At 69.6% G+C, this 11,822-nt stretch carries 10 protein-coding genes and 3 pseudogenes; 7 read left to right on the top strand and 6 right to left on the bottom strand.

Features of this window, described 5'->3' with window-relative positions:
• Positions 1-69: 69 nt before the first annotated feature.
• Both olsB and MPPM_RS24025 read right to left on the bottom strand, forming a co-directional pair.
• Positions 70-1,068: a l-ornithine N(alpha)-acyltransferase gene (olsB, locus tag MPPM_RS24030; protein WP_096487220.1), complete on the bottom strand. Its 999-nt coding sequence runs from the start codon at positions 1,066-1,068 to the stop codon at positions 70-72.
• Between the two features lie 214 nt (positions 1,069-1,282).
• A pseudogene (locus tag MPPM_RS24025) lies at positions 1,283-1,687 on the bottom strand (DUF2267 domain-containing protein); the annotation flags it as partial.
• A 131-nt stretch (positions 1,688-1,818) separates the two neighbouring features.
• On the opposite strand from MPPM_RS24025, the gene MPPM_RS24020 reads away from it, so the two are divergent.
• The 6 genes and pseudogenes from MPPM_RS24020 (at position 1,819) to obgE (ending at position 6,774) form a co-directional block, all read left to right on the top strand.
• Positions 1,819-3,363, top strand: a complete 1,545-nt coding sequence (locus tag MPPM_RS24020) for a helicase HerA-like domain-containing protein (protein WP_096487219.1) — start codon at positions 1,819-1,821, stop codon at positions 3,361-3,363.
• Between the two features lie 233 nt (positions 3,364-3,596).
• A pseudogene (gene rplU, locus MPPM_RS24015) lies at positions 3,597-3,905 on the top strand (50S ribosomal protein L21); the annotation flags it as partial.
• Between the two features lie 133 nt (positions 3,906-4,038).
• Positions 4,039-4,305: a 50S ribosomal protein L27 gene (gene rpmA / locus MPPM_RS24010; protein WP_017483720.1), complete on the top strand. Its 267-nt coding sequence runs from the start codon at positions 4,039-4,041 to the stop codon at positions 4,303-4,305.
• A gap of 187 nt (positions 4,306-4,492) precedes the next feature.
• On the top strand, positions 4,493-5,092 hold the full coding sequence (locus MPPM_RS24005; RefSeq protein WP_096487218.1) for a GNAT family N-acetyltransferase: 600 nt from the start codon (positions 4,493-4,495) through the stop codon (positions 5,090-5,092).
• A complete protein-coding gene (locus MPPM_RS24000) occupies positions 5,089-5,568 on the top strand; it encodes a hypothetical protein (protein WP_096487217.1) in 480 nt (159 codons plus the stop codon). Before MPPM_RS24005 ends, MPPM_RS24000 begins: the two co-directional genes overlap by 4 nt.
• Before the next feature lie 171 nt (positions 5,569-5,739).
• Positions 5,740-6,774, top strand: coding sequence for a GTPase ObgE (gene obgE / locus MPPM_RS23995; protein WP_096487216.1), 1,035 nt, complete (start codon positions 5,740-5,742; stop codon positions 6,772-6,774).
• A 22-nt stretch (positions 6,775-6,796) separates the two neighbouring features.
• On the opposite strand, the pseudogene MPPM_RS29400 reads toward obgE, so the two are convergent.
• Positions 6,797-6,871, bottom strand: a pseudogene (locus MPPM_RS29400) (hypothetical protein); the annotation flags it as partial.
• 46 nt (positions 6,872-6,917) lie between these two features.
• Here MPPM_RS29400 and MPPM_RS23985 point away from each other — a divergent pair.
• Positions 6,918-7,361, top strand: a complete 444-nt coding sequence (locus MPPM_RS23985) for a hypothetical protein (RefSeq protein ID WP_096487215.1) — start codon at positions 6,918-6,920, stop codon at positions 7,359-7,361.
• A 63-nt stretch (positions 7,362-7,424) separates the two neighbouring features.
• Here MPPM_RS23985 and MPPM_RS23980 read toward each other — a convergent pair whose 3' ends face one another.
• The 3 genes from MPPM_RS23980 to fdhF all read right to left on the bottom strand — a co-directional run bounded on the left by MPPM_RS23980 (position 7,425) and on the right by fdhF (position 11,821).
• Complete coding sequence (locus MPPM_RS23980) at positions 7,425-8,360, bottom strand: LysR family transcriptional regulator (protein ID WP_096487214.1); 936 nt, start codon at positions 8,358-8,360, stop codon at positions 7,425-7,427.
• Positions 8,361-8,451: 91 nt separating this feature from the next.
• On the bottom strand, positions 8,452-8,742 hold the full coding sequence (locus tag MPPM_RS23975) for a formate dehydrogenase subunit delta (RefSeq protein WP_096487213.1): 291 nt from the start codon (positions 8,740-8,742) through the stop codon (positions 8,452-8,454).
• 226 nt (positions 8,743-8,968) lie between these two features.
• Positions 8,969-11,821 carry a formate dehydrogenase subunit alpha gene (gene fdhF / locus MPPM_RS23970; protein ID WP_096487212.1) on the bottom strand — a complete coding sequence of 951 codons (2,853 nt, stop codon included), beginning with the start codon at positions 11,819-11,821 and terminating at the stop codon, positions 8,969-8,971.
• Between the last annotated feature and the right edge of the window lies 1 nt (position 11,822).

Genomic DNA, 11,822 nt, shown 5'->3' with positions numbered 1-11,822 from the left:
CGGACGCGGCGTCAGGGTGGGGGGACGCCCGCCTCAGCAGGGCCGGGCCGCCCCGGCAACCCGCCGCGCTCAGGCGGCGTGCCGATCCGCACCCGCGCCGAAATGGCCGATGTAGCGCGCCGAGATCGCCGAGACCGGCAGCACCACGAGCACGTCGGTGGTGCCGAACTGGCGATCCACCACCGCCCCGTCGCCGAAGGTCGCGCCGACCCGGAGATATCCCTTCACCAGGGGCGGCAGCGCCATCAGCGCCGCCTTCGGATCGACCGCCTCCTTCGCCAGCCGGTCCATCGCGACGTAGCGCTCCGGCAGGGCACGGGCCCGCCACGCCTCGGGAGCGCGGGCATGGTGGTGGAGGAAGCTCAGGGGGAGCGCCAGGCGATCCGGATCGGTGCCCTCCAGGCTGGCGCAGCCGAGCATCGCGTCGATGCGGTGGTGCAGCACGTAGGTCCAGATGCCGTGCCACAGCAGTTCGACGGTGCGCTTGGTGCGGTAGGGCTTGAGGACGCAGGAGCGCCCGAGTTCGAGGAAGCGCTTGCCCGGATGGCGCTCGAGAAGGGGCGCGAGGTCGTACTCGCCCGAGGAGTAGAAGCCGAAATGCGCCTCCGCCCGGTCCTGGCGCAGCAGCCGGTAGGTGCCGACCACCTTCGGCCGGGCCTTGCGGAAGGGCTTCGCCTCGGTCGCGGCGTGGTCGATCACCAGGAGATGATCACAGATCGCGTCGTAGGCATCGACATCCCGGCGCTTGAGCGCCGCCATGCCGGTCGGCACCGCCGACATCTCCTCGTAGAACACGCGGAAGCGCAGGCGCTGCGCCCGCCGGATCTCGGATTTGGTGGTGGCCAGCCGCACTTCGAGCGGGCCGATCCGGCCCAGGCTGGGATCGAGGCCCGGCTCCAGCAGCAGGCGCTTGGCCCGGGTCTTCAGAAGGATCGGCGCCGCGCCGGGGAGCGCGAGGTCGCCGCCCTCGAAGGTCTGGCGGAAGCGGGCGAAGGGCGCCTGGACCTTGGTCTCCCAGCCGGCCTTCCACGCCGCCGTGGCCTCGCGCGGGGAAAAATTCGGCAGCATGGGCGGCGCGATTCCGTCGTGGCGGAGGCCGCGCGATGCGTCCTCTTGCGCGGCGACAACATCACGAAGGCCGCACGCTTTTATGACGGAAATCTTCTTGCTTTGACAGCGACTTGCGCGAAGCCGTTGCCGGGCTTCGCGCGAAGTTCCCCTGCTAGCCGGCGAATGAAAACCGGCTAACGATCCCAACGGTTTACCGGATGACCCTGCCGTCTCAGACGAACTGGTTCAGCCCCGGGATCGAGCCGACGATCGGGCCCATCACGTCCTCGCCGGCCTTCTCGCGACCGTAGGCGAACAATTCATGGCCAAGCGGCTGCATCTGGTTCATCGGCACGCCGGCCGAGATCAGCTTCTGGCCGAGCGCCATCACGCCGCCGCCCATCATGCCGCCGAGCATGCCCATCAGTCCGCCGCCGCCCTCCGACGCATTCGCCTCGGCGAGCGCCGCCTCGGAGCCGGGAAGCGCGGCCATCAGCTGGCTGACCTCGGTGGCCGGCCCCTCCTTCTGGAGGAAGGCGAGGATGTGCCCGATCGCGGTCTTGGCGGTCGCGGCGTCGAGGCCCGTGCGGTTGGTGACGCGGGCAATCAGCTCTTCCATGAATCGCTTCCTCTCTGGCGGATTTTTCGTCTGTCCGACGCGGCGGCGGCGAAATCAAGGGTTGCCGCTGTCCCGCCCCCCTGGATCGGGCGCGCGGGGCGCCATACCCTGTCGTCCGCAACGGTCACGGTTCGGGCGAGGGCGGCGAGATGGCGGGCGAGGGAACGATTCTGGTCGGCCGGAGCACGGGCCCGCAGCGCAAGCCAGAGGTGCTGACCCTGCGGCTGGCCAACCGCCACGGCCTCGTGGCGGGCGCCACCGGCACGGGCAAGACCGTGACGCTGCAGGTGCTGGCCGAGGGATTCTCCAATGCGGGCGTCCCGGTTTTCGCCGCCGACATCAAGGGCGACCTGTCCGGCTTGGCCGCCGCGGGCGAGGCGAAGCCGCATTTCGTCAAGCGCGCCGAGGAACTCGGGATCGCTTACGAGCCCGACCGCTTCCCGACCGTGTTCTGGGACGTGTTCGGCGAGCAGGGCCACCCGATCCGCTGCACCGTCACCGAGATGGGCCCGCTGCTGCTCGCCCGGCTGCTCGAACTCAACGATACGCAGGAGGGCGTGCTCAACATCGCCTTCCGGGTCGCCGACGAGAATCAGTGGCCGCTGATCGATCTGAAGGACCTGCGCGCGCTGCTCACCTTCCTGTCGGAGAACGCCAAGGAGCTGTCGGCCACGTACGGCAACGTCTCGGGCGCCTCGATCGGCGCGATCCAGCGGGCGCTGCTGGTGCTGGAGAACCAGGGCGCCGACAAGTTCCTCGGCGAGCCGGCGCTCAACCTCGAAGACTTCATGCGCACCGACCGGGAGGGCAGGGGCTTCGTCAACATCCTGGCCGCCGACCGGTTGATGCAGCGGCCGCGCCTCTACGCCTCGTTCCTGCTGTGGATGCTCTCCGAGCTGTTCGAGCAGCTTCCCGAGGTCGGCGACCTCGACAAGCCCAAGCTCGTGTTCTTCTTCGACGAGGCGCACCTGCTGTTCAACGATGCGCCGAAGGCGCTGCTCGACGCGGTCGAGCAGGTGGTGCGCCTGATCCGCTCGAAGGGCGTCGGCGTCTATTTCGTGACGCAGAACCCGCTCGACGTGCCGGAGACGGTGCTCGGCCAGCTCGGCAACCGGGTGCAGCACGCGCTCCGGGCCTTCACTCCCCGCGACCAGCGCGCCGTGCGCGCCGCCGCCGAGACCTTCCGCCAGAATCCCGGCTTCGACGTGGCCTCCGCCATCACCGAACTCGCCGTCGGCGAGGCGCTGGTGAGTTTCCTGGAGGCCAAGGGCACGCCCTCCATCGTCGAGCGGGCGCTGATCGCCCCGCCGCAGGGCCGGGTCGGGCCGCTGACGCCGGCGGAACGGGCCGAGCTCATCCAGCAGAGCCCGCTGCGCAGGAAATATGACGAGGCGGTCGACAACGAGAGCGCCTACGAGATGCTGGCCAAGCGCAAGCACCTCGATTCCGCCCCGGCCGAAGCGGCAAGCCAGAGCGAGGGCGGCCTCTCGGGCATGCTCGGCGGGTGGCTCGGCGGCCTTCTCGGAGGCGGTGGGGAGGCCGCCCCGAAAGGCAAGGGCCGCTCCCGCCGCCCGCCGCCAAGCCTGGCCGAGCAGGTCATCGGCAACGCCGCCCGCTCGATGGCGCGCAAGGTCGGCACGGAGGTCGGCGACGCGATACTCAGGAACGTGCTGGGCGGGCTGACGAAGCGGTAGGCCAGCCACTGGCCTGCCGGCCTGCGCAGCGGCCAGCCTTCTTGACAGAACCCCTGCGCCCGACTATCCGGCCGGCACCGCGCGGCTTCCTCGACGAAGTCCGCGCGTTTCGCGTTCGCGTGCACACGGCCAAGTCGAAGCGATCGACCCCGACCCGCGCGGATGACCTGAACAAGAAGACGGTCCAGGCCCCTCGCGGTGCCGGAGGCCGGCAGAGAACACGAGAGACAACGATGTTCGCAGTCATCAAGACCGGCGGCAAGCAGTATCGCGTTGCCGCCAACGACGTCATCACCGTGGCCACCCTCGAGGGCGAGGCCGGCGCCGCCGTGACCTTCGGCGACGTGCTGCTGTTCACCGACGGCGATGCCACCCAGATCGGCACCCCGCTCCTGTCGGGCGTCGGCGTCACCGGCGAGATCGTCCAGCACGGCCGCACGCGGAAGGTCATCGCCTTCAAGAAGCGCCGCCGCCAGAACTCGCGCCGCCGCCGCGGTCACCGTCAGGACTTCACGGTCGTGCGCATCACCGAGATCAGCGCCGGCGGCAAGTCCTCGAAGGCCGAGCCGCGCAAGACCCGGAAGGCCGAGCCGGCCGCCGAGTCCGCCCCGGCCGCCGCCGAGTAATCGGCCGCCCGTCCGAACGCAGATCTAAGCAGAATTCCGGAGCAATCCCATGGCACATAAAAAAGCAGGCGGCTCGTCCCGCAACGGCCGCGACTCCGCCGGCCGGCGCCTCGGCGTCAAGAAGTTCGGCTCGGAGGCCGTCATTCCGGGCAACATCATCGTGCGCCAGCGCGGCACGAAGTGGCATCCCGGCACCAATGTCGGCATGGGCAAGGACCACACCCTGTTCGCCCTCGTCCCCGGCAACGTGCAGTTCGAGACCCGCCGCGGACGCGCATTCGTCACCGTCGTACCGCTGGCCCAGGCCGCGGAGTAACGGCGGACGCTTGTCGCTGACGACGAAGCGAGCGTCCCGCCGGTGTCCCACACCGAACCGGCGGACGAGTCGCTAAGGCTTCAGGCGAAGCTTCGAGCGGATCGGAACACGGGGGAGGATGGGACACCATCCTCCCCCTTCGTCGTCCCGGACGGCGCCGCGCGCGCCCTCACATGACCGGCTCACGATGTTCCCCGATCTCACCCGCGACGACGTCTTCCGCATCGAGACGCGACGGCTCTGGCTGCGCTGGCCCACCGCCCGCGACGCCGAGGCGGTCTCGCGGCTCGCCGGCGATCCGGCGGTCGCCGAGAGGACCGCGCGGCTCACGACGCCGCTTCCGCTGCACGAGGCCGAGGGCTTCGTGATCCGGGCGCGCGCGGCGAACACCGCGGGCGACGGGCTGATCATGGCGGTCTGCCGGCGGGCGGCGCCCGCGAACCTGATCGGTGTCGTCTCGGTCGAGGACCGGCCCGACGAGACGGAGCCGCATCTCGGCTACTGGCTCGGACGCCCGTTCTGGGGCGAGGGGCTGATGACCGAGGCGGCCGAGGCGCTGGTGGATGCCCATTTCGCCTATGCCGGCGGGGGGGCGCTCGTCTCGGCCGCGATGACCGGGAACCGCGGCTCGCAGCGCGTACTGGAGAAGTGCGGATTCCACCGCACCGGCGAATCGGCGCCGGTCTTCGAGGCGCGGGGCGGCGCCGTGCCGAGCTACACCTACCGGCTCGACCGGGCGGCGTGGCTCGACCGGCGCGGGACCGTGGCGGGGGGGCCCTCGCTATGAGGACGCGAACGGTCGCCGGCCTCGGGGCCGGCCTCACCGCGATCGCCCTCGGCAGCCTGATCTTCGCGATCACCCGCGACGTGCCGCCGCCGCCGATCGAAGCGGCGGCGGCGCCCGCTCCGCAGCCTCAAGGAGAAACCCGGCTCTACTGCGAGTTCTACAATTTCGCGGGCCGCACGCCGAAGGTCGGGTTCTACTTCGCCGCCCCTGCGGGCGGTGGCACCGCCTACGGGCAATTGTTCCAGCGGGAAGCGGACGGTTCGCAGACGCTGTTCGACGAGCGCCCGACCTGGACCTACGATCGATCGGGCGAGGCACCGACCCTGCGCTCGCCGGACGGCGCGATCCAGATCAACCTCTACGGCGATGGCGGCGCCAACGGCCGCCAGCCGGATGCCGGCGGGTGGTTCGAGGCGGGCCTGCGCAGCATCCAGTACCTCAACCTCGACGGCCAGTGCCGTCGCACGGGGAGTTGAACCAATGGTGCAGACGGCCCGACCGATGGTCAGTCCGCCTGCGCCCGGCGGACGACCGCCGTCCGCACCGTCCGCACCGTCCGCACCGTCCGCGCGGGCGAGGGGCGATGATCGGGATCATCGCCCCTCGACGACCCGCACCATCCGTGTCCCGTACCTGAGAGAAGCACCGTGAAATTCCTCGACGAAGCCAAGGTCTACGTCCGCTCCGGCGACGGCGGTCCCGGCTGCGTCTCGTTCCGGCGGGAAAAGTTCATCGAGTTCGGCGGCCCGAACGGCGGCGACGGCGGACGGGGCGGCGATGTCTGGATCGAGTGCGTGCAGGGCCTCAACACCCTGATCGATTACCGCTACCGGCAGCACTTCAAGGCGAGGAAGGGCGAGCACGGCATGGGCTCGAACTGCCACGGCGCCAAGGGCGACGACGCGGTGCTCCAGGTGCCCGCCGGCACGCAGGTCTTCGCCGAGGACGGCGAGAGGCTGATCGCCGACATGACGGAGGTCGGACAGCGGGTGCGGCTGGCCAAGGGCGGCAATGGCGGCTTCGGCAACGCCTACTTCACCACCTCGACGAACCGCGCTCCGCGCCACGCCAATCCCGGCCAGGAAGGCCAGGAAATGTGGCTGATCCTGCGCCTCAAGCTCATCGCCGATGCCGGCCTCGTCGGCCTGCCGAACGCCGGCAAGTCGACCTTCCTCGCCACCGTCACCGCCGCCAAGCCGAAGATCGCCGACTATCCCTTCACCACGCTCCATCCAGGCCTCGGCGTGGTGCGCTCGGATGCCCGCGAGTTCGTGCTCGCCGACATTCCCGGCCTGATCGAGGGCGCGCACGAGGGTGTCGGTCTCGGCGACCGCTTCCTCGCCCATGTCGAGCGCTGCCGGGTGCTGCTGCACCTCGTGGAGGGCACGAGCGAGCACGCCGGCAAGGCCTACAAGCTGGTGCGGCGCGAGCTCGAAGCCTATGGCGGCGGCCTCGCCGAGAAGCCCGAGATCGTGGCGCTGTCGAAGGCGGACGCGCTCGACGCCGACACGCTCAAGCAGCAGCTGGCCCGGCTCAAGCGGGCGGCGGGGGGGAAGCCGCTCGTGCTCTCGGCGGCCTCGGGGCAGGGCGTGCAGGAGGCGCTGCGGGCGATCCAGGCCCAGCTCGACGGACAGGATGCGACGGAGGAGGCAGACGTGGCCGCCGAGCCCTGGCACCCGTGAATCTGGCACCCGTGAATCTGGCACCCGTGAATCTGGCACCCGTAAACCTGACATCCCTGAACGCGGCCGGCGCGTCCGGAGCGGCGCTACGCCTCAGTCCGCTCCCGCAGACGAGCCTTGCCGCTTCGTCCTACCATCGCGCGATGCGCACCGCCCTCGCCCTTCTCCTCGTCCTCGCCGCCTCGCCGGCCCTGGCGGAATCCTCCTGCTCCGACCTGATCGAGCGGGTACGGGCCGCCACCGGGGCCGAAGTCGCCGAGCGAAACGCCGATTTCGCCCGGTTCGATGCCGGCCCGCAGACCTCGCTGACGCTCTCCTGCGCCGGGGACCAATCCTCCGTTGGCGCGCAGTACAAGGGCGAGACCGTGCCGCCGGAATACGACGCGCTGTTCGTGAAGGCAGGGCATGCCGTGACGGGGATCGCGCCGGACCGGCTGCGGGAGGCTGCCCGGCAGGCCCGCGAGGGCGCGCAGGCCAAGCGCCACAGCACCGTCGACGTCGACGGCGCCCGCGTGACCTGTGCCTTCATGCGCAAGGAGCCCGGCGCGCTGACGCAATGCGCCGTTCTTCAGCGGCCCAGCACCTGATTGCTGCCGGGAGAGAGGCGCCGTACCGGTGCCCGCCGAAGGAACGAACCGCGGGGCCCAGGCTCAGGGCGTGCCGGAGGCCTGCAGCACGGCCGGGACCGGATCGTCCGCGTCGAGGGTACGGGCCACGGTGCGGGCGACGTTGACGAGGGCGGTAACCATCGGTGTGGCCGGATCGCGGCGCGGAGCGACGAGGCCGATGGCGTGGCGCAGGTCGGGCTCGACGATCGGGATCGCCCGCAGGCCCTCGGTCGGCCCCAGCGCGTCGGCGAGGATCGCCGGCATCACGCTCGCCCATTGCAGCGTGCGCACATGGGTCATCAGCACGACCATGGAATTCGATTCCAGCGTCGGCGCCGGTTCGCCGCCGGCGGCGCGGAGCTGCTGGTCGATGATGCGCCGGTTCTGCATGTTCGGCGTCAGCAGGCAGAGCGGGATCTTGGCGAGCTCGGCCCAGGTGACGCTGGCCCGGTCGTCGTAGGGGCCGCCCGCCGCGGTGAGCAGCTGGTAGTGCTCGGTGTAGAGCGGCACGGCGATGACGCGGCCGAGCGGCTCGTTGTCGAGATAGGTCAGCCCCGCATCGGCCTCGAGATTGTCGATCAGCGAGAAGATCTCCTCCGAGGTGGTGGAGATGACGCTGAAGCGCACATTCGGGTAGCGCGCCCGATAGGGCGTGGTCAGCGCGGCCACCATCGGCAGCGCGGTCGGCACGGCGGCGATGCGCAGATGTCCCGACAGGCCGCGTCGGAGCGCGGCCACGTCGTCCTGCATCGCCCGGGCGTCGCCGACGATGCGCCGGCCCCAGGCCAGCACCCGGTCGCCCTCGGGCGTGAAGCCCTGGAAGCGCGAGCCCCGCTGGACGAGCCGCACGCCGAAGCGGTCCTCGAGGCTCTTCACCCCCGCCGAGAGCGTCTGCTGGGTGACGCCGCAGGCTTCCGCCGCGCGCCCGAAATGCTGCTCGCGGGCGAGTGCCAGAAGGAATTCGAGCTTGTCGATCACGTGAGTGCCGCCCCGACGCCCGCGGGGAGGGCGGGCTCCCGCCGTGGTAGGCCGATTGCGGGAGGCTGCTCAAGCCGCGCAGTGACGGGGTCTAACCCGCGTCGCTGGCACCCTCGCCCGCGAGCTGCGGGTTGCGGGTGGCCGGACGCACGGGGCTGTCCGTCGTCGGCTCGCCTTCGAGCGCCTTGTGCACCAGGGCGTCGAGGCGCTCACCGGCCTCGTCGGCATAGCCTTCGAGGTCGCGGCGCATCTTCGGTGTCCAGAACGCCACGATGTGGTTGTGGATGCCCGCCACCGCCTCGTCTTCCGGATAGGACCGGAAGAACAGGGCGATCTGGTTGGCCATGCGCACCAGTCGGTCGTTGGTGGTCGTTGCGCTCATTGCCTGCTCGGGATTTCCCTATTCCGGATCAGAGACCGACCCGACGGTTGGTCTGGCTTCCGCCGTCACTGCGATCGGAAGCGAAGCAATCCGGCAGCGCGACCCTTCCGGATCGGACTGCGCCCTGGATTGCCTCGGCTTCGCCTCGCAGTGACGGCAGAGGCATCAGAACCAAACAACCCATACGGGAGCGGGCCGAAGGCCCGCTCCCGAACTCTCCGAGAAATTACTCCGCGGCTTCCGCGATGCGGGTCAGCGAGAAGTCCTCCTCGTAGAACTTCGCCTGCCAGTCGGAGGGCCGGTTGGTGCGCCGCACCTGCACCGCCGTCACCTTGTACTCGGGGCAGTTGGTCGCCCAATCCGAGTAGTCCGTGGTGATGACATTGGCGCCGGTCTTGGCGTGGTGGAAGGTCGTGTAGACGATCCCCGGCTGCATCCGCTCCGTGACCTTGGCCTTCAGCGCGATGTCGCCCGAGCGGCTCTCCAGCGCGACGAGGTCGCCGTCGACGATGCCGCGGGTCTCCGCGTCGAAGGGGTGGATCTCCAGCACGTCCTCCTCGTGCCAGCGGGAGTTCTCGGTGCGCCGGGTCTGCGCGCCGACATTGTACTGCGAGAGGATGCGGCCCGTGGTCAGGATCAGCGGGAACTTGCCCGTGGTCCGCTCGTCGGTGGGCACGTATTCCGTGATCATGAAGCGGCCCTTGCCGCGCACGAACCGGTCGACGTGCATCATCGGTGTGCCGAGCGGCGCCTTCTCGTTGCAGGGCCACTGGATCGAGCCAAGCTCCTCCAGCTTGTCGTAGGAGACGCCGGCGAAGCTCGGGGTGAGCGCCGCGATCTCGTCCATGATCTCGGACGGGTGGGTGTACTCCATCTTGTAGCCCAGCGCGTTGGCGAGCAGCACCGTGCCCTCCCAGTCGCCGTAACCGCCCATCGGAGCCATCACCTTGCGCACGCGGGAGATGCGGCGCTCGGCGTTGGTGAAGGTGCCGTCCTTCTCCAGGAAGGAGGCGCCCGGCAGGAAGACGTGGGCGTACTTGGCGGTCTCGTTCAGGAACAGGTCCTGGATCACGATGCACTCCATGGCCTTCAGGCCGGAGGTCACGTGATGGGTGTCGGGGTCGGACTGAGCGATGTCCTCGCCCTGGATGTACATGCCCTTGAAGGTGCCGCCGACGGCCTCGTCCAGCATGTTGGTGATGCGCAGGCCCGGCGCGTTGTCGAGCTTGGCCCCCCAGATCGCCTCGAAGCTCTCGCGGGTGGCGTCGTCCGAGACGTGACGGTAGCCCGGCAGCTCGTGCGGGAACGAGCCCATGTCGCAGGAGCCCTGCACGTTGTTCTGGCCGCGCAGCGGGTTCACGCCGGCGCCCACCATGCCGATATTGCCGGTGGCCATGGCGATGTTGGCCATGCCCATCACCATGGTCGAGCCCTGGCTGTGCTCGGTCACGCCCAGCCCGTAGTAGATCGCGGCCTTGCCCCCCGTGGCGTAGAGTCGGGCGGCGGCACGGATCTCCTGCGGATCGACGCCGGTGATCGCCTGCGCGGCCTCGGGCGAGTTGCGCTCTTCGGCGATGAACCGGGCCCAGGACTCGAACTCGGCGAGGTCGCAGCGCTCGCGGACGTAGTCCTCGGCGATCAGCCCTTCCGTGACGATGACATGGGCGAAGGCGTTGATGAAGGCGACGTTGGAGCCGGGCTTCAAGGGCAGATGATGGTCGGCCTTGATGTGCGGCGACTTCACGAGGTCGATTTTTCTCGGATCCGCGACGATCAGCTTCGCGCCTTCCCGAAGGCGCTTCTTCATCCGTGAGCCGAAGACCGGGTGACCGTCGGTCGGGTTGGCGCCGATGACGAGGATCACGTCGGATTCCTCGACCGACTTGAAGTCCTGCGTGCCGGCGGAGGTGCCGAGCGTGGACATCAGGCCGTAGCCGGTCGGCGAGTGGCAGACGCGGGCGCAGGTGTCGACGTTGTTGTTGCCGAAGGCGGCGCGCACCAGCTTCTGGACGAGGTAGGCCTCCTCGTTGGTGCAGCGCGACGAGGTGATGCCGCCGACCGAGTCGCGGCCGTACTTGGCCTGGATGCGCTTGAACTCGCTGGCGGCGTGCGAGATGGCTTCGTCCCAAGAAACCTCGCGCCACGGATCCGTGATCTTGGCGCGGATCATCGGCTTGGTGATGCGGTCCTTGTGGGTGGCGTAGCCGTAGGCGAAGCGGCCCTTAACGCAGGAATGGCCCTCGTTGGCCTTGCCGCCCTTGTAGGGCACCATGCGCACGACCTTGTCGCCCTGCATCTCGGCCTTGAAGGCGCAGCCGACGCCGCAATAGGCGCAGGTCGTGACCTCGGAATGGTCCGGCTGGCCGTATTGGTGGATCGTCTTCTCCTGCAGCGTCGCGGTCGGGCAGGCCTGGACGCAGGCGCCGCAGGACACGCATTCGGACTGCATGAAGTTGGTCGGGCCGGCCGCCACACGGCTGTCGAAGCCGCGGCCCTCGATGGTGAGCGCGAAGGTGCCCTGCGTCTCCTCACAGGCGCGGACGCAGCGGTTGCAGACGATGCACTTCGACGGGTCGTAGGTGAAGTAGGGGTTCGACTCGTCCTTGGGCAGGTAACGGTCGGAGGACGGCTTGACGTGGTTGTCGCCGTCATAGCCGTAGCGCACCTCGCGCAGGCCGACCTGACCGGCGGTGTCCTGCAGCTCGCAATCGCCGTTGGCGGCGCAGGTCAGGCAGTCGAGCGGGTGGTCGGAGATGTAGAGCTCCATCACGCCCTTGCGCAGGCGGTGCAGCTTGTCGGTCTGCGTATGCACGACCATGCCGTTCTCGGCCGGTGTGGTGCAGGAGGCGGGCGTGCCGCGGCGGCCGTCAATCTCCACGAGGCACATGCGGCAGGAGCCGAACGGCTCGAGCGAATCCGTGGCGCAGAGCTTGGGGATCTTGGTGCCCATATGCATCGCGGCGGCCATGACCGAGGTGCCCGCGGGCACCGTCACGCTCTCGCCGTCGATGGTCAGCGTCACCGTCTGCTCGTTGAGCCGGATCGGCGTGCCGTAGTCGATTTCCTTGATGAGGGTCATC

Origin of the sequence: Methylorubrum populi, from assembly GCF_002355515.1 — a bacterium.
In the GTDB taxonomy this organism is placed as follows: domain Bacteria; phylum Pseudomonadota; class Alphaproteobacteria; order Rhizobiales; family Beijerinckiaceae; genus Methylobacterium; species Methylobacterium populi_A.
This window is presented reverse-complemented; position numbering and strand designations above follow the sequence as displayed.

Coding starts and splice junctions, on each gene's coding strand:
- MPPM_RS24005 (WP_096487218.1), top strand. CDS start 4,493: ATGTTCCCCGATCTCACCCGCGACGACGTCTTCCGCATCGAGACGCGA.
- MPPM_RS24020 (WP_096487219.1), top strand. CDS start 1,819: ATGGCGGGCGAGGGAACGATTCTGGTCGGCCGGAGCACGGGCCCGCAG.
- fdhF (WP_096487212.1), bottom strand. CDS start 11,821: ATGACCCTCATCAAGGAAATCGACTACGGCACGCCGATCCGGCTCAAC.
- MPPM_RS23985 (WP_096487215.1), top strand. CDS start 6,918: ATGCGCACCGCCCTCGCCCTTCTCCTCGTCCTCGCCGCCTCGCCGGCC.
- rpmA (WP_017483720.1), top strand. CDS start 4,039: ATGGCACATAAAAAAGCAGGCGGCTCGTCCCGCAACGGCCGCGACTCC.
- olsB (WP_096487220.1), bottom strand. CDS start 1,068: ATGCTGCCGAATTTTTCCCCGCGCGAGGCCACGGCGGCGTGGAAGGCC.
- MPPM_RS23975 (WP_096487213.1), bottom strand. CDS start 8,742: ATGAGCGCAACGACCACCAACGACCGACTGGTGCGCATGGCCAACCAG.
- MPPM_RS24000 (WP_096487217.1), top strand. CDS start 5,089: ATGAGGACGCGAACGGTCGCCGGCCTCGGGGCCGGCCTCACCGCGATC.